Annotated in this window: 19 protein-coding genes; all 19 read left to right on the top strand. The window is 28.4% G+C overall.

Annotated features, from left to right (window positions below):
* Window positions 1-20 precede the first annotated feature (20 nt).
* The 19 genes from TR13x_RS03000 to plsY all read left to right on the top strand — a co-directional run bounded on the left by TR13x_RS03000 (window position 21) and on the right by plsY (window position 16754).
* Window positions 21-773 carry a cell division protein FtsQ/DivIB gene (locus TR13x_RS03000; RefSeq protein WP_054870389.1) on the top strand — a complete coding sequence of 251 codons (753 nt, stop codon included), beginning with the start codon at window positions 21-23 and terminating at the stop codon, window positions 771-773.
* A 14-nt stretch (window positions 774-787) separates the two neighbouring features.
* The gene (locus TR13x_RS02995; RefSeq protein WP_054870388.1) at window positions 788-1522 is read left to right on the top strand and encodes a DUF881 domain-containing protein; all 735 of its coding nucleotides are present in this window, start codon (window positions 788-790) and stop codon (window positions 1520-1522) included.
* An 18-nt stretch (window positions 1523-1540) separates the two neighbouring features.
* On the top strand, window positions 1541-2269 hold the full coding sequence (locus tag TR13x_RS02990; RefSeq protein ID WP_054870387.1) for a DUF881 domain-containing protein: 729 nt from the start codon (window positions 1541-1543) through the stop codon (window positions 2267-2269).
* A gap of 1 nt (window position 2270) precedes the next feature.
* Window positions 2271-2600, top strand: a complete 330-nt coding sequence (locus tag TR13x_RS02985) for a small basic family protein (protein ID WP_054870386.1) — start codon at window positions 2271-2273, stop codon at window positions 2598-2600.
* Window positions 2601-2635: 35 nt separating this feature from the next.
* Window positions 2636-3883: a cell division protein FtsA gene (gene ftsA / locus TR13x_RS02980; RefSeq protein ID WP_054870385.1), complete on the top strand. Its 1248-nt coding sequence runs from the start codon at window positions 2636-2638 to the stop codon at window positions 3881-3883.
* A 25-nt stretch (window positions 3884-3908) separates the two neighbouring features.
* Window positions 3909-4997 carry a cell division protein FtsZ gene (gene ftsZ / locus TR13x_RS02975; protein WP_054870384.1) on the top strand — a complete coding sequence of 363 codons (1089 nt, stop codon included), beginning with the start codon at window positions 3909-3911 and terminating at the stop codon, window positions 4995-4997.
* 143 nt (window positions 4998-5140) lie between these two features.
* Complete coding sequence (gene spoIIGA, locus TR13x_RS02970) at window positions 5141-6028, top strand: sigma-E processing peptidase SpoIIGA (protein ID WP_054870383.1); 888 nt, start codon at window positions 5141-5143, stop codon at window positions 6026-6028.
* Window positions 6029-6044: 16 nt separating this feature from the next.
* Window positions 6045-6773, top strand: coding sequence for an RNA polymerase sporulation sigma factor SigE (sigE, locus tag TR13x_RS02965; RefSeq protein WP_200905807.1), 729 nt, complete (start codon window positions 6045-6047; stop codon window positions 6771-6773).
* A 113-nt stretch (window positions 6774-6886) separates the two neighbouring features.
* Window positions 6887-7669 carry an RNA polymerase sporulation sigma factor SigG gene (gene sigG, locus TR13x_RS02960; RefSeq protein ID WP_054870382.1) on the top strand — a complete coding sequence of 261 codons (783 nt, stop codon included), beginning with the start codon at window positions 6887-6889 and terminating at the stop codon, window positions 7667-7669.
* Window positions 7670-7824: 155 nt separating this feature from the next.
* The gene (locus TR13x_RS02955) at window positions 7825-8100 is read left to right on the top strand and encodes a YlmC/YmxH family sporulation protein (RefSeq protein WP_054870381.1); all 276 of its coding nucleotides are present in this window, start codon (window positions 7825-7827) and stop codon (window positions 8098-8100) included.
* An 82-nt stretch (window positions 8101-8182) separates the two neighbouring features.
* Window positions 8183-8641 carry a transcriptional regulator NrdR gene (nrdR, locus tag TR13x_RS02950; protein WP_054870380.1) on the top strand — a complete coding sequence of 153 codons (459 nt, stop codon included), beginning with the start codon at window positions 8183-8185 and terminating at the stop codon, window positions 8639-8641.
* 23 nt (window positions 8642-8664) lie between these two features.
* On the top strand, window positions 8665-9489 hold the full coding sequence (gene pgeF, locus TR13x_RS02945) for a peptidoglycan editing factor PgeF (RefSeq protein ID WP_054870379.1): 825 nt from the start codon (window positions 8665-8667) through the stop codon (window positions 9487-9489).
* A 19-nt stretch (window positions 9490-9508) separates the two neighbouring features.
* Window positions 9509-10204 (top strand): response regulator transcription factor, encoded by a 696-nt coding sequence (locus tag TR13x_RS02940; RefSeq protein WP_054870378.1) that lies wholly within the window; start codon window positions 9509-9511, stop codon window positions 10202-10204.
* Window positions 10205-10215: 11 nt separating this feature from the next.
* Window positions 10216-11979, top strand: a complete 1764-nt coding sequence (gene pnpS, locus TR13x_RS02935; protein WP_054870377.1) for a two-component system histidine kinase PnpS — start codon at window positions 10216-10218, stop codon at window positions 11977-11979.
* Between the two features lie 226 nt (window positions 11980-12205).
* The gene (locus TR13x_RS02930; protein ID WP_054870376.1) at window positions 12206-13123 is read left to right on the top strand and encodes a YIEGIA family protein; all 918 of its coding nucleotides are present in this window, start codon (window positions 12206-12208) and stop codon (window positions 13121-13123) included.
* An 11-nt stretch (window positions 13124-13134) separates the two neighbouring features.
* Window positions 13135-13329, top strand: a complete 195-nt coding sequence (locus TR13x_RS02925; RefSeq protein WP_054870375.1) for a capping complex subunit for YIEGIA — start codon at window positions 13135-13137, stop codon at window positions 13327-13329.
* A gap of 168 nt (window positions 13330-13497) precedes the next feature.
* Window positions 13498-14835: a DUF512 domain-containing protein gene (locus TR13x_RS02920; protein WP_054870374.1), complete on the top strand. Its 1338-nt coding sequence runs from the start codon at window positions 13498-13500 to the stop codon at window positions 14833-14835.
* Window positions 14836-14840: 5 nt separating this feature from the next.
* Window positions 14841-16157, top strand: coding sequence for a ribosome biogenesis GTPase Der (gene der, locus TR13x_RS02915; RefSeq protein WP_082394757.1), 1317 nt, complete (start codon window positions 14841-14843; stop codon window positions 16155-16157).
* Window positions 16158-16754, top strand: coding sequence for a glycerol-3-phosphate 1-O-acyltransferase PlsY (gene plsY, locus TR13x_RS02910; RefSeq protein ID WP_054870372.1), 597 nt, complete (start codon window positions 16158-16160; stop codon window positions 16752-16754).
* Window positions 16755-16764 lie beyond the last annotated feature (10 nt).

Below are 16764 nucleotides of genomic sequence, written 5' to 3'. Positions count from 1 at the left end.
AGCTACAGGAGTGATTTAAAGTGACTAATAATATTGAAAGGAAAATACGAAAAAAAAAGATAGGACTTATTACAATATTATTGTTTTTTTTAATATCGATTTTTATTATTTTATCAACTAAAACGAGTTTCTTTGACATTTCAGAAATAGCAATTCAAGGAAATGATGTTTTAGATGATGAAAAAGTTATTTTAGCTTCTGGGCTAAATTATGGGGAAAATATTTTTAAAATACGAACTCAAGAAGCAAAAGAAAATTTATTATCTCATCCATATGTAAAATCTGTAAATATAAAAAGACTTTTTCCTAATAAGCTTGTAATTACAATAAAAGAAAGAAATGAATTTTTACTTATACCTTATTTAGATTCATATATATATATAGATGATGAAGGATATGTCTTGAATTTATTAGCTTATAAAAAAGAGAATCTGTTAGAAATTGAAGGTATTAATATTAAAGATATTTCAATTGGCAAAAAAATTTCATTAGAAAATAATATTAGTTTAGAAAAAATAATAGATTTAATTAAAGATTGCAAAAAAATTGGTCTATATAAAGAAATGAAAAAAGTTAAAATAGATAATAAGTCTAATATAGTAATCTATTTAAAATCTGGTATTAAAGTTGCATTTGGATACCTAAATAATGTAAAATATAAATTAAGCTTTACTATTAAAATACTTGATGATTTGAAAAATAGAGGTATAGATAAAGGTACAATTTATTTTAATAAGGGAGATAGTCCTATTTTCATACCAGAAGGTGACTAGGAGGATAAAATATAATGAGAGAGTTAAAGAGTAAAATAGCATTTGCTTTGGTATGCTTAATACTTGGAATAATTATAGCAATACAATTTAAAACAGTTAATGAAACTGTAGGCAACGGTATTTTGCCGACTAAAAGTGCACAGCAATTGGCTTTAGAATTAAAAAAGCTAAAAGATGAAAAGGAAAAATTGTTAGAGGAATTAAATAGCTTAGAATCTAAAGTAAAACAGTATGAAAAAAATGCTGCTGAAGAAAATGTCTATATTAAAAATTTGATGAAAGAATTGCAGAAATATAGGATGTTTGGTGGATATGAGCCAGTAAAAGGACCAGGTATAATAGTAGTAGTAAATGATCCACCTATTGAAGTACAATTTGGAGACGATACAAGCATTATAGTTAATAATTATGACTTTTTGTTAGAGATAATTAGTAATCTAAATGCTGCAGGTGCAGAAGCAATTTCTGTTAATGAACAGAGATATACAGGATTTACTGAAATAGTGCCTGCTGGGAATCATCTTGAGATTAATGGTGTTTCGTATGGTCCTCCTTTTATAATTAAGGCAATTGGTGAACCAAAGATTTTAGAATCAGCTCTTAGACTTAAAGGAGGAGTGGTTTGGTATATGGAAAATTTATTTAATCTAGATGTACAAATCAAAGAAGAAAAAAATATAGAAATACCTAGATATACAAGACTAAATGAATTTAAATATGCAAAGCCAATAGATAATGCTACTGATTAAAAAAATAAGGTGAGAAGGATGGATAAAAAATATATTGGCAATATAACTATATTGATAGTTACTATTATTACTGGAATACTTTTTTCATTTCAATTTAAACAGAATATTGATGATTATACACTAGTATCTTTAAACTCGATTAAGATGACAAAAAAGGAAATTAATAATTACAAAAGAGAAATTAGTAATCTAAAGAGATTAATAGAAGAGAAAAAAAGCGAGATAAATAAATATCATAAAGCTATCGTAGATAAAGATTCTTTTGCTGAACTGCTTGAGCAAGAGATTAAAGATATAAGATTTGAAATAGGTTTAGAAGATGTTCAAGGACCAGGTATTATAATTAAAATGGAGGATAACGATAAAGAGGTTTCTTATGGAGAAAATGTAAATTATGATTTAGTACATGACTTAGATGTTCTAAAATTGATTAATGATTTAAGTGCAGCTGGTGCTGAAGCAATAAGTATTAATGGACAGAGAATTTTATCAAGGTCTGAAATAAAATGTGGAGGACCTATTATAACAGTAAATAAAGAAAGGCTAGCTTCTCCATTTGTAATAAAAGCAATAGGAGACCCTAAGGTATTATATGCAGCTATAAATGCACCTAATACAAATGGATATATACTAAAAGAAGTTAGAAATATAAAAATACAGACTAAAATAAGTGATAATATTTTTATCCCAAGATATTGGGGTAACATTACTTTTAATCAGGCTAAGCCTATAGAAGAGGGTGAATAAAATGATTTTAGCACTTTTAGGTATTTTAATAGGTGTATTGATAGGATTTTATATACCTGTGACTTATTCGACGAGTTATTCATTATATATTTCAGTTGCAATACTAGCATGTTTGGATTCAGTTTTTGGGGGAATTAGAGCAAATTTAGAACAAAAATTTGATACACGTATTTTTGTTACAGGATTCTTTGGAAATGCAATATTAGCAGCATTTTTAGCTTATATTGGAGATAGATTAGGAGTGCCCCTTTACTATGCAGCTATTTTTGCATTTGGAAGTAGATTATTCCAGAATTTTGCTATTATTAGAAGGATACTTATTAATAGGTAAAAAAGGGGTTGAGCTTTTAAAGGGGGCGTAAACATATGGGGAATGTTGTTACTTCGATAGATTTAGGCAGTTCAAAAATTTGTGTAATTATATCAGAAATAGATAGTAATGGACAATTACAAATTGTGGGGATAGGTAAAAGTAGATGTAAAGGTATAAAAAAAGGTGTTGTAGTAGATATAGAAGAAACTACTAAGGCTATACTTGAAGCTGTTACCCAAGCTGAAAATATGGCAGATCTTGAAGTTTATGAAGCTTATATAAATATCCCAGGTGGATATACAAAGCTCTTTAGAAATAAAGGAATTATAGCTGTATCAAGCGATGATAAAGAGATTTCTTTTGAAGACGTAAAAAGAGTTTTAAATTCAGCGACGATTGTATCAATACCTCAAGATAAGAGAATTATTGATATAATACCTAGACAGTATATAGTTGATGGATATGATGAAATTAGTGATCCTGTAGGAATGGTTGGGATAAGACTAGAGGTTGAGGCAGATATAATTGTAGGGTCAACAACTACTGTGCTTAATTTGGTCAAAAGTGTTAATAAAGCAGGTATAGAAGTATTAGGCATTGTAATGGAACCTATAGCGACTTCTGAAGCTGTTTTAACGAAAGATGAAAAGGATTTAGGAGTTTTGCTGTTAGATATTGGTGCAGGAACAAGTGATTTTTCTGTTTTTAAAAATGGAACTTTGATATATTCAAATATTTTGCCTATTGCAGGCAATCATATTACTAATGATATATCAGTTGGACTTAGATTACCTTTTAATAGAAGTGAAGAAATTAAAAAGAAATTTGGAGTTGCTTATACGAAGTTAGCTGATGATAATAATGTTTTTGAAATAAACCCTTTAGGGTTTAGTAATAATTTAGAAATTAATGAAATGCAACTATCCGAAATAATTGAAGCTAGAATAAAGGAGATATTTGAGCTAATTAATATAGATTTAATAAAAAATAGAGTTAAAGATAAGATATTAACTGGTATGGTAATAACAGGTGGAGGTGTTAGTTATTTCAAGGGTGTTACTGAATTAGGAATAGAAGTTTTTGGATTACCTGTACGAATTGGACAACCTTTTCAGATGGGAGCTCAAGAACCTATTTTTTCTTCAGCAGTTGGTCTTGTAAATTATGGTTTTAAAAGGAAATTAAATTATTATATAGAATATAATAATGTAGAAATAAAGAAAAGTAGAGGTAAGAAAAGAAACAAAAATACAAAAAGCGTAATGTCGTTTTTAAAAACAATATGGGATGAGTATTTCTAAAAAACAATAGCGAAGGGGGAATTCGATGTTTGAATTTGATGTAGAATTAGATCAGTTTGCTTGTATAAAAGTTATTGGTGTAGGTGGTGGCGGCAATAACGCAGTTAATAGAATGATTGAGTCACAAGTTAAAGGTGTTGAGTTTATTGCTATAAATACTGATAAACAGGCTTTACATACTTCAAAAGCTGAAATTAAAATACAAATTGGTGAGAAATTAACTAAAGGTTTAGGAGCAGGAGCGAACCCAGAGATTGGTAAGAAAGCTGCTGAAGAAAGTAGAAATGAGATTCTTGAAGCAATCAAAGGAGCAGATATGGTTTTTATAACAGCTGGAATGGGTGGAGGTACAGGAACAGGTGCTGCACCTATAGTTGCTGAAATAGCAAAAGAATTAGGAATATTAACAGTTGGTGTTGTAACAAAACCTTTTATGTTTGAAGGTAGAAGAAGAATGCTTCATGCAGAAAAAGGTGTTGAAGAATTAAAATCTAGAGTAGATACTTTGGTGACAATACCTAATGACAGATTATTACAAGTAGTTGAAAAGAAAACTTCAATAATGGATGCTTTTAGAATTGCTGATGATGTTTTGAGACAAGGTATACAAGGCATATCAGATTTGATTGCTGTACCAGGTCTTGTGAATCTTGATTTTGCCGATGTTAAAACTATTATGTTAGAACAAGGATTAGCTCATATGGGAATTGGAAGGGCTAGTGGAGAAAATAGAGCCATTGAAGCTGCAAAACAAGCTATCCAAAGTCCTTTACTTGAAACTTCTATTGAAGGAGCTAAAGGAGTATTACTTAACATAACTGGAGGAAATAATTTAGGATTATTTGAAGTAAATGAAGCTGCTGATTTAATTAAACAGGCAGTTGATCCAGATGCAAACATTATTTTTGGTGCAGTTGTTGATGAAAGTTTAAAAGATGATATTAAGATTACTGTTATAGCAACAGGTTTTGACCATAATAAAAAAGAGAGTGGAGTAAAAAACATAAATAAAAAATTGGAAGATAAAAATAATGTTAAAGCAAATAGCGAAGTTAAACAATTCGATACAGATGATTTAGATATTCCTACCTTCTTGAGAAGGAGGAGTAAATAAACCCTTTTCTTAACAGAAAAGGGTTTTTTTCGACTTCAGTAAATGACAAATTTTTGAAAGATAATATTATATAATAGACATAAAAATGAGGACAACTGAATATTTGTAAATTAGAGGACCAATTAATTTGAGGGGGCAGTATTTTGTACGTATATGCTGAGTACCTAATCCTAGAAAATTTTATTATTAACTTTATTATATTGTATGTAACTAAAAAATTTACAAGAACTGAAACATCGAGACTAAGACTAATTTTAGCTGCTTTGATAGGTGCTGTTTATACTTTAGTTGTATTTTATCCTAAGCTAAATTTCATGGTTAATTTTACTATGAAATTAATTGTTTCGATTTTTATTGTAATTGTAGCTTTTAATCCTATTACTTTTAAAAAATTTCTCAAATTAATTGCTACATTTTATATAGTATCTTTTGTTTTTGCAGGTTCTGCGTTAGCTCTTTTTTACTTAATAGATGTAGACTCTTATATTGGGAATGGTATTTTTTATATAAAAGATTTTCCTATTAAAATACTTGCGTTTGCAATAATGACATCATGGATTTTGATTAAATATACATGGAGTTATATATATGGGAAAATAAGTAAAGATAAGATATTAATTCCCATTGCTATTTCATTGAAGGATAGGGAAGTACATATTATAGCGCTTGTTGATACTGGAAATTCATTAAAAGACCCTTTGACAGATGCTCCAGTTATTATTGTGCAGTTTTCAGCAATTAAAAATATATTACCAGAAAAAACAAAAAATCTTTTCGAAATGTATGATACTAAAGATTTACGGCTTATATTACCATTTTTACGAGAAATAGGACAGGATTTAAAATTTAGAGTAATTCCGTTTAAAACAATTGGTCAAGAAAATGGAGTTTTATTTGGATTTAAACCTGATAAAGTAATTATAAAGAATCAAGATAAAGCTATAACAAATATTGTTATTGGAATATACAATGATAAGTTATCTAATGATGATAAATATGAAGCTTTATTACATCCAGAGTTATTAAATTGATTTGGGGGTGGAGAAATTGGGATTTATTGTTAAAATGAAATTGTTGATAAGAATATACTATATAAAATTATTGGAAAAATTTAATTTATTAGATAAAAAAGCAATTTTCTATATTGGAGGAAGTGAAGTATTGCCACCTCCATTGACCCCTGAGGAAGAGAAATATTTAGTTTCTAAATTAAAAGAAGATGAAACAGTAAGAACTGTATTAATAGAAAGAAATTTAAGATTAGTTGTTTATATAGCAAGAAAATTTGAAAATACAGGAGTTGGAGTTGAAGATTTGATTTCAATTGGTACAATAGGTTTAATTAAAGCTGTTAGTACTTTTAATCCCGATAAGAAGATTAAATTGGCAACATATGCATCAAAATGCATTGAAAATGAGATACTTATGTATTTAAGAAGGAATAGCAAAACAAGGACTGAAATATCTTTTGATGAACCATTAAATATAGATTGGGATGGTAATGAACTATTGTTATCTGATATTTTGGGTACAGAGAATGATATGATATTCAAGCTGTTAGAAGAGGAAGTAGATAAAGAATTATTAAATGAAGCTATTAAAAAACTTTCGAAAAGAGAGAAGAAAATAGTTGAGTTAAGGTTTGGATTAAATAATGGAGAAGAGAAGACTCAGAAAGAAGTTGCTGATATTCTTGGTATTTCACAATCATATATATCAAGGTTAGAAAAAAGAATTATAAAGAGGTTAAAGAAAGAAATTAATAGAATGGTGTAACTTGTTATGACTGGTATAAAAAACCAGTCGTTTTATATTTTTTGAATAATAATTAAGGCTAAAGTCAATAATTTATTACAGGGGGCAAAACATCGAGGAAGGCAGGGAAAAGTATGCATGTAAACAAAGTAGAAATTTGTGGAGTTAATACATCAGAGCTTCCCGTACTTACAAATGAAGAGATGAGAAAGCTATTTGACAGAATCCATGCAGGTGATTTAAAAGCTAGAGAAGAATTTATTAAAGGTAATCTAAGATTAGTCTTAAGCGTTATTCAGAGGTTTAATAAAAGAGGAGAACATGTAGATGATTTATTTCAAGTAGGATGTATAGGATTGATTAAAGCTATAGATAATTTTGATTTAAGTCAAAATGTTAAATTCTCTACTTATGCCGTACCTATGATAATAGGTGAAATAAGGAGGTACTTAAGAGACAACAACTCAATAAGAGTTAGTAGGTCTTTAAGAGATATAGCTTATAAAGCACTTCAGGTAAGAGATCAATTAATGAATAAGAATTCTAAAGAACCAACTATTACAGAAATTGCAAAAGAATTAAAATTACCAAAAGAAGAAGTAGTTTTTGCTTTAGATGCTATACAGGACCCAATATCCTTATTTGAGCCAATATATCATGACAGTGGTGACGCTATTTATGTAATGGACCAAGTTAGTGATGAAAAAAGTGAAGATGAAACTTGGCTTGAGGGTATTGCTTTAAGAGAAGCATTAAGAAAATTAAATGATAGAGAAAAATTAATATTGAATTTAAGATTTTTTGAAGGAAAAACTCAAATGGAGGTAGCAGAAGAAATTGGGATATCACAAGCTCAAGTTTCACGGCTTGAAAAGACAGCTTTAAGACATATGAGAAAGCTAATACAAATGAAATAATATTAATAGCCTCCCTTCTTTAATTAAATTAAAAGTAATATTTTATTACTTCAACTTATAAATATATGGTAGAACAATATTATTTTATATTTGTCTATTAAGAAAATTTTATGTCCTAAATTAATGGATTAAAAGAATATAAAGAAGGTGAGGCTATGGTAAAAACATCTGATTTAAAGGAAAAGGAAGTTATTAATATAAGGGATGGTTCAAGATTAGGTCTTATATACGATATAGAAATTGATTTAAATAGAGGAGTAGTAGAGGCTGTATATATTCCTGGAAGTAGTAGATTACTTAGTTTTTTTGGTAGAAATGATGAGTATGTTATTAGATGGGAAGATATAATAAAGATTGGTAAGGATGTTATATTAGTTGATTATGATACAAATAGCAATAGAAGTAGAAAGAATATTGATTTAGAAGAATAAACAAACAGTATTGCTGGATAGACACATATTAAAAAATGTAATATAATTTAATCAATGAAATGTTAAGGGGGTATATATAAATATGAAGTGTCCCTATTGCAGCTACTTTGAGACTAAAGTAGTAGATACAAGGCCAACTGATGAAGGACAAGCTATAAGAAGAAGAAGAGAGTGTGTTAAATGTAATAATAGATTTACAACGTATGAGAAAGTAGAAGAAATTCCTTTGATTGTAGTTAAAAAAGACGGAACAAGACAAGAGTATAGTAGAGATAAGATATTAAACGGTATTATAAGGGCTTGTGAAAAAAGACCAGTATCTTTAAAAACTATGGAAAATATTGTTGATGAGATAGAAAAAAATCTCTATAATACATTAAAAAGAGAAATAAGTACTGAATATATTGGAGAGATGGTAATGAATAAGCTTAGAGACATTGATGAAGTAGCTTATGTAAGATTTGCATCGGTATATAGACAATTCAGAGATATAAATACCTTTATGGATGAATTGAAAAAGTTATTAGATGAGAAGAAATAAGATTTTTTGTAAAGGTGAGACTTATGGAATATAATAAGGGTTTTACTTTAGTAAGTAGAAATGATGTTCATTATTATATTATTGAAAATTTTGAAAAAACAGGATTAGTTAAACATTTGTTTACAACAAGAAAAGGTGGAGTAAGTCCTGAGCCATATTATAGTCTTAATTTAGGGATTAAAACTGGTGATGAAGTAGATAATATAAAAAAGAACTTTTTAAAAGTTTTTGAAATAATCGATACTTGTAAAAAAAATGTAGTATTTTCAAATCAGGTTCATGGAACTAATATTCAAATAGTGGATGATGAAATATTTACTAATAAAATCAATAAAAAAGGATTCACTTATGGAGTTGATGGACTTATTACAAATATTAAGAATATTACATTAGTAACTTTTTATGCCGATTGTGTACCAATTTTTTTTCTAGATAAAGGGAAACAAGTTGTTGGATTAGCTCATGCAGGATGGAGAGGGACTGTAAAAGGAATTGCTTGCAAAATGATTGATGTACTAATTGAAAAGTTTAATTCTCAACTTGAAGATATATTAGTAGGTATTGGACCTTCAATTGGACAATGCTGTTTTGAAGTAGGGGAAGAAGTTTTTAGAGAGTTTGAAAAAGTTTATCCAGATATCATAGATAATATAACACAAAAAAATTCAGATAAATATTATATAGATTTATGGGAAACTAATAGATTGATATTAGAGAAAAAGGGGATTTTGCCTAGCAATATAACAATTAGCGGTTTATGTACAAGTTGTAATACTGAATTGTTTTTTTCATACCGCAAGGAAAATGGTAGAACAGGAAGAATGGCAGCACTAATCAAACTTATTTAATATAGCTGAGGTGAATATCATGGATAATTTAAGAAAAATACTAGTAGTTGATGATGAAGAACATATAATAGAGCTTATTAGATTCAACTTAGAAACTAATGGCTATAATGTTATATCTGCTAATGATGGTAAAGAGGCTTTGAAGAAAGTTAAAGAGGAAAAGCCTGATTTGGTTATACTAGATTTAATGCTTCCTTCTATTGACGGGATAGAGATATGTAAAATTTTACGTAAAGATAAAGAAACTGAAAAATTACCCATTATTATGTTAACTGCTAAAAGTGAAGAAATAGATATGATATTAGGGCTTGAAATAGGAGCAGATGATTATATTACTAAGCCTTTTAGTATAAGAGAGCTTCTAGCAAGGATAAAGGCTGTTTTAAGACGTACACAACAAAGGCAAGAAAAAAAGGAAAATATTATAAAAATTGGAGATATTACGATTGATGTAGAGAAGCATGAAGTAACAAAAAAGGGTGAAAAAATTGATTTGACATTAAAAGAGTTTGAACTTCTGAGAATTTTATCTGAAAAACGAGGAAATGTTTTAACTAGGAATTATTTATTAGATGAAATATGGGGATATGGTTATTTTGGAGATACTAGAACTGTAGATGTCCACATTAGACATTTAAGAAGAAAAATAGAAGATGATGATAAAAATCCTCAATACATACAGACAATAAGAGGTATCGGTTATAAAATGAAATAGAGGAGATGTAAATGCAAAAGAGAATTTTTATTACCTTTTTGACGCTTATTTTAATAGGAATATTAACTACTGGTATGCTTTCTATAAGTTTAATGCGAGTTAATTATATTAGAAATATCGAAGATAAACTTATATCTAACTCTAAATTAATAGAAGCTTTTATTAAAGAACAGGAAAATATAAATAATATAAATTTTAATGGATTAGCTGATACATTTTCAAAAAAAATACAAGCTAGAATTACATTTATTGATAAAAATGGTTGGGTAGTTGGAGATTCTGATGCAGATATTAATAAATTGGATAATCATAGCAATAGACCAGAAGTTATTGAAGCAAGACAAGGTAAGATAGGCATTAGTAAAAGGTATAGTAAATCTTTAGAATATGAAATGATATATGTAGCTATACCTGTAGACATAAAAACATATAGACTAGATGTTATAAGACTTTCTGTGCCTCTTAAAGATATTAGTGAATATTATAGTTTAATGTATAAATATATTTTTTTATCAATAATTGCTGGATTACTAGTTGCAATATTTGTAGGGTATAGATATGTAAGAAGTGTTACAAAACCTATTAAAGAACTTACAATTGCAACAAGAAAAATATCAAGTGGTAATTTTGGAGAATTGGTAAAAGTGAGGACTGAAGATGAAATTGGGCTTTTAGCGGATAATTTTAATAAAATGAGTTTAAAATTAAAGGATACAATAAATGAACTTTTAGATAAAAATACTAAGTTAAAAGCTATTTTATCTAGTATGATAAATGGAGTCATAGCTCTAGATAATAATAAAAGAATAATATTAGTAAATCCGATAGCTGAAAAAATGTTAGGTATAAAAGAAGAAGATGTACGTAATAAGTATGTGTTAGAAGTTTTGAAAGATTTAAATTTAGAAGAAAATATATATGAGGTATTAAATACTAGTGTACAATCTAAGTTTGAAGTAGAGGCTAAAGAACCTAATAGTAAGATATTTAATGTTTATATAAATCCAATTAAATTAACTAATGATCCTAATAGGACTATTGGTGTATTGGTAATAATACAAGATATAACAGATATAAGAAGATTGGAAAGAATGAGAAAGGATTTTGTAGCAAATGTCTCACATGAATTAAAGACACCACTAACATCCATAAGAGGTTTTATTGAAACACTTAAGAGTGGTGCAGTAGAAGATAAAGAGATTAGAAATAAATTCTTAGATATAATAGACATTGAAACATTAAGGCTTACAAATCTCATAGAAGATTTGTTGTTGCTATCACAAATAGAAAATAGTAATGAAATAACTAAAAAAGATATAATAGATGTTAACAAATCAATTGAAGAAGTAATACAGATACTAGGTGGATTGGCAGATAAAAAAGGGGTAAATTTGATTGAAAAGGCAAATAAGAATTTACCGTATTTAAGAGGAAATAGAGGCTGGTTTAAACAAATGCTTATTAATTTAATAGATAATGGTATTAAATATACTCCTGAAGGAGGAACTGTTACTATTACAGCATATAGTACTAAAAATAGACTTGTAATCAAAATATCTGATACAGGAATTGGTATAGCTAAGCAGCATCTTTCAAGACTTTTTGAGAGATTTTATAGAGTAGATAAAGCTAGGTCTAGAAAGGTTGGAGGAACTGGACTTGGATTAGCAATTGTTAAGCATATTGTTTTAGCTTTTAAAGGTGAGATTAGTGTAAAAAGTAAAGTAAATGTAGGTACTGAATTTATAGTATCTTTTCCGTTGGATAAATTATAATTTAAACAATATATCATATTGAATATTAGTGATTAATTTTTGAATCCCTTAAAGTAGATTGTGATATAGTTATTTGTACTTTAAGGGATTTTTTTAACCATTTAAAGATAAGAATAGTAAAAAAAAATAAGGGAAACCTAAATTATAGATTTGTATTTAAAGTTTTAAATTATAATAATAGATAATAACATTAAATAAAATTTATATATATTTAAAAGGTGATAGTATGTTTAATTATAGTCATATAATAATTCCTTCAATAATGTTAGGAATTTTATCAAGAATATCTATGCTTAGAGTCGATTATAGGCAATATCCAAGTTATCCTCAAGGAGTGTTTTCGCATCTTACTTTAGGTATTATAGCAGCTGGATTAGGCTCTGTTGCATTACCTGCACTATGGGAGAAAGAATACGCTGCTGTTACATTTTTAGCTTTAGCAGCTCAGCAATTTAGGGATGTAAGAAATTTAGAACGTCAAAGTTTAGATAATATAGAACCTACAGAATTAGTAGCAAGAGGTACTGCGTATATTGAAGATATTGCAAAAGCTTTTGAAGCTAGGAATTATATGACTATGCTGACATCTCTTATAGTAAGCATAGTAATATTTTTACTTTTTAATGTTGGTGTATCAAGGACACAATCAATTATTATTGGAGTAATAATTGGTCTGATTTCTATATATTATTTCAATAAAGCAATAGCCAGGCAAACAATCGGAGATATTGCAGATGTAGTTCCTGCAGAAATCAAATTTAAAGGTCCATTATTAACAATTAATGATGTTGTAATAATGAATATAGGGTTAAAAGAATCAAGAAAAATATACGAAGAAAAAGGTATAGCTGTGGAAATTATACCACATGATGAAAATGGAATTGCTACGTTAGCTAATTTAGGGCAAAGGCAGGCTATTCAACATAATGCGGCAGCCCTATTAGGTATACGAAAAGATGTAGATGAACCTGATTTTACGCCAATAGCTAGAAGAAATCCTGAAACAGGAAATATTGTTATGGCTATTGTACCTATGGAACCAGATATAGAATGCTTAGTAGAAGCTGTCAAAAGAACAGTTGTATTAGAAAGTGCAAAGAGAAAACCTCTAGATACTAAAGTTGCAAGGAAAGCAGCTGATTAAGGAGGATAAATATGGACGTAGGTTTTAAAGAAACGATTTTAGCAGTTGTAACAACTAGAAAAGATACAGTTATAGGTGATAATGTACCTGTTTTTTATGTAAAAGATGAGGCTGAAAGAGAGAAAATTGCTCTTTTATTATCCAAAATAACTTTAGGAATGGTACATGATTTAGAAAATGGAGCTTATGTAATTGTAAGGCATTAAGCATTATGACATTTTATAGAGTATTTATATGTGTTATAATTAAAGATGTTGCTAAAAATTTCTTGATTATATATAATTAATTGGTGATATGACATAGGCAAGAATGGTATGGGTATGATATAATATTAATACCTAGTACTAATAATAGGTGATTATAGAGGGGATATTATGGAAATTAAGAATACAAACGGACATACAAATATTATTGAATCAATTGAAAGTGGTAGTATTGCAGAAGAGTTAGGAATTGAAAGTGGAGACGTGTTAATAAATGTAAACGGATATCCAATAACTGATATTTTAGATTACAAATATCAGATTTCTGATGATTATGTAGAAATAACAATACAAAAGAAAAATGGAGAAATATGGGAATTTGAAATTGAAAAAGATACTAATGAGGATATTGGTATAATATTTACAAATCCTTTAATTGATAGAGCTAAGAGTTGTAGAAACAAGTGTATATTTTGTTTCATAGATCAATTACCTAAAGGGATGAGGGATACTCTGTATTTTAAGGATGACGATTCAAGATTATCTTTTTTACAGGGTAATTTTATTACGCTTACAAATTTATCTGATGATGAGATCGATAGGATTATATTCTATAAATTAAGCCCAATAAATATATCTGTTCATACTACAGATTCTGAATTAAGAGTAAAAATGTTAAACAATAAGAATGCTGGGAAAATATATAGTATATTACAAAGATTTAGTCAAGCAAATATAGAAATGAATTGTCAGATTGTTTTATGTCCAGGAATTAATGATGGTATATATTTAGAAAAAACATTGGATGATTTGGCAGCATTATATCCTAATGTTAAAAGCGTAGCAGTTGTACCTGTTGGTATAACTAAATATAGAGAAGGCTTATTCAAGCTAAAAACATATAATAAACATACTGCTAAAGAATTACTGAAAATTATCAACAAAAAGCAAAATGAATATTTAAATAGATTAGGTTCAAGATTTGTTTTTGCAGCTGATGAATTTTATGTTCTTGCAAATAAGGAAATACCTTTATTTGATGAGTATGAAGGTTTTCCTCAGCTAGAAAATGGTGTGGGCTTAATGAGACTATTTTATGATGAGGTATGTAAAGCAGTTACTCAAATGGATAAAAAAATTCAATTAAATAAAAGCTTTACTATAGCAACCGGTAAATTAGCTTATCCTTTTATAATGGATATTGCAAATTTGGCTATGAGTAAGTTTAGTGGTCTTAAATTACAAGTTGAATTTATAAGGAACAATTTCTTTGGAGATACAATAACTGTATCAGGGCTTATAACCGGAGGAGATTTAATTGGACAACTTACTGGAAAGGATTTAGGAGATGGACTAATAATTCCAAAATCTATGTTGAAACGTGATGAAAATATTTTCTTAGATGATATTACTGTACAAGAAGTCGAAGAGATATTAAATGCAGAAGTGATTGTTTTAGATGTTGATGGATATGAATTTATAGATTTCTTCAAAAAATATGCGAGGTGATGTATATGGCAAGACCAGTTGTAGCTATTGTAGGTAGACCAAACGTAGGAAAATCAACTCTTTTTAATAGAATAGCAGGTAGAAGAATAGCAATTGTAGAAGATAAACCTGGAGTTACTAGAGACAGAATTTATGCTGAGGCTGAATGGTTAAATAAGTATTTTACATTGATTGATACAGGAGGTATTGAGCCTGATACTGAAGATATTATTTTATTGCAAATGAGAAGACAGGCACAAATAGCAATTGATACTGCTGATGTTATCTTGTTTGTTGTAGATGGTATAGAGGGATTAACATCTACTGATAGGGAAGTAGCTAATATGTTAAGAAAATCTAAGAAAAAGGTATTATTAGTTTGTAATAAAATTGATACACCTATGACACCAGACACGATTTATGAATTTTATGAATTAGGATTAGGTGATCCTATAGCAATATCAGCTTCACAGGGATTAGGGATTGGGGATTTGTTAGATGAAGTAATTGAGCATTTTCCTGAAGATAAAGATACAGAGTATGAAGAAGGTGTAATTAAAGTTGCAGTAATAGGAAAACCGAATGCAGGAAAATCATCTTTAATAAATAAAATATTAGGTGAAGAGAGAGTTATAGTAAGTGAAATACCTGGTACAACTAGAGATGCAATAGACACACCGTTTCAAGTAGGAGAAGATAAGTTTGTTTTTATAGACACAGCTGGAATTAGAAGAAGAAAGAAAATTAATGAGAATGTAGAAAAATATAGTGTGATAAGATCATTAACAGCAATTGAAAGAGCAGATGTTTGTTTATTAGTAATAGACTCATTAGAATCTGTTACTGAACAAGATGCTAAAATTGCAGGATATGCTCATGAAAATGGAAAAGCTACTATTATTATTATGAATAAATGGGATCTTGTTGAAAAAGACGATAAAACTTATTTAAGATATGAAAAGGAAATTAGAGAGCGATTATCATTTATGTCTTATGCACCAATAATATTTATTTCTGCAAAAACAGGACAGAGAGTTAATAGGATACTTGACTTAATAAAGAAAGTATCTAATAATCATTCTATGAGAATTAGTACTGGTGTATTAAATGATATTATTGGTGAAGCAGTACTTATGAACCAGCCACCATCAGATAAGGGGAGAAGATTAAAAATATACTACGGTACTCAAGTAGGAATAAAACCACCTAAATTTGTTATTTTTATTAACGATAGAGAATTAATGCATTTTTCTTATCAAAGATATTTAGAAAATCAAATAAGACAAACATTTGGCTTCGAAGGAACGCCTATTCAATTAGAATTTAAAGAAAAGGGGGATTAGATGTATAAAATTTTATTAGTATTATTATTAAGTTATTTAATAGGAAATATAAATACAGCATATTTAATAGGAAAAATATTCGAAAACAAAGACATTAGAAATTATGGAAGTGGGAATGCTGGAGCTACAAATGCTTTAAGAGTTTTCGGTGTAAAGATAGCAGCTATAACATTTTTATTTGATTTATTAAAAGCGGTAATATCAGTAATCTTAGGTAAAATGATTTTAGGAGAAACAGGTATGCTTCTTTCTGGCGTTAGTGTAGTTATAGGTCATAATTGGCCAGTATTATTGAATTTCAAAGGTGGGAAAGGCATAGCATCAACTATTGGTGTAATGTTAGTTGTTAACTACAAGATAGCACTTATATGTATAGCTATAGGTTTGATTATTGTAATTAGATCGAAATATGTTTCATTAGGTTCAGTAATAACAATGGCTTTATTACCTGTTATAGGATTGTTTTTTAATAGACCTTTTAATTTAGATTTCTTAATTTTCACATTAATACTATCTGTTATGGCTATTTATAGACATAAAGAAAATATATCGCGATTATTAAAAGGGCAAGAGAGAAAGATAGGTCAAAGGGTTTAAATGAGGAGGA

The sequence above is a fragment of the Caloranaerobacter sp. TR13 genome (assembly GCF_001316435.1).
GTDB lineage: Bacteria > Bacillota > Clostridia > Tissierellales > Thermohalobacteraceae > Caloranaerobacter.
Note: the sequence above shows the minus strand (reverse complement) of the source record. Positions and strands in the feature narration are given on the sequence as shown.

What these genes read in the sequence shown, in the direction of transcription:
- TR13x_RS02955 (WP_054870381.1), top strand. Translation starts at nt 7,825, where the DNA reads ATGGTAAAAACATCTGATTTAAAGGAAAAGGAAGTTATTAATATAAGG.
- plsY (WP_054870372.1), top strand. Translation starts at nt 16,158, where the DNA reads ATGTATAAAATTTTATTAGTATTATTATTAAGTTATTTAATAGGAAAT.
- TR13x_RS02920 (WP_054870374.1), top strand. Translation starts at nt 13,498, where the DNA reads ATGGAAATTAAGAATACAAACGGACATACAAATATTATTGAATCAATT.
- nrdR (WP_054870380.1), top strand. Translation starts at nt 8,183, where the DNA reads ATGAAGTGTCCCTATTGCAGCTACTTTGAGACTAAAGTAGTAGATACA.
- TR13x_RS02990 (WP_054870387.1), top strand. Translation starts at nt 1,541, where the DNA reads ATGGATAAAAAATATATTGGCAATATAACTATATTGATAGTTACTATT.
- sigG (WP_054870382.1), top strand. Translation starts at nt 6,887, where the DNA reads ATGCATGTAAACAAAGTAGAAATTTGTGGAGTTAATACATCAGAGCTT.
- pnpS (WP_054870377.1), top strand. Translation starts at nt 10,216, where the DNA reads ATGCAAAAGAGAATTTTTATTACCTTTTTGACGCTTATTTTAATAGGA.
- ftsA (WP_054870385.1), top strand. Translation starts at nt 2,636, where the DNA reads ATGGGGAATGTTGTTACTTCGATAGATTTAGGCAGTTCAAAAATTTGT.
- ftsZ (WP_054870384.1), top strand. Translation starts at nt 3,909, where the DNA reads ATGTTTGAATTTGATGTAGAATTAGATCAGTTTGCTTGTATAAAAGTT.
- TR13x_RS02930 (WP_054870376.1), top strand. Translation starts at nt 12,206, where the DNA reads ATGTTTAATTATAGTCATATAATAATTCCTTCAATAATGTTAGGAATT.
- TR13x_RS02925 (WP_054870375.1), top strand. Translation starts at nt 13,135, where the DNA reads ATGGACGTAGGTTTTAAAGAAACGATTTTAGCAGTTGTAACAACTAGA.
- TR13x_RS02985 (WP_054870386.1), top strand. Translation starts at nt 2,271, where the DNA reads ATGATTTTAGCACTTTTAGGTATTTTAATAGGTGTATTGATAGGATTT.
- der (WP_082394757.1), top strand. Translation starts at nt 14,841, where the DNA reads ATGGCAAGACCAGTTGTAGCTATTGTAGGTAGACCAAACGTAGGAAAA.
- pgeF (WP_054870379.1), top strand. Translation starts at nt 8,665, where the DNA reads ATGGAATATAATAAGGGTTTTACTTTAGTAAGTAGAAATGATGTTCAT.
- TR13x_RS02940 (WP_054870378.1), top strand. Translation starts at nt 9,509, where the DNA reads ATGGATAATTTAAGAAAAATACTAGTAGTTGATGATGAAGAACATATA.
- TR13x_RS02995 (WP_054870388.1), top strand. Translation starts at nt 788, where the DNA reads ATGAGAGAGTTAAAGAGTAAAATAGCATTTGCTTTGGTATGCTTAATA.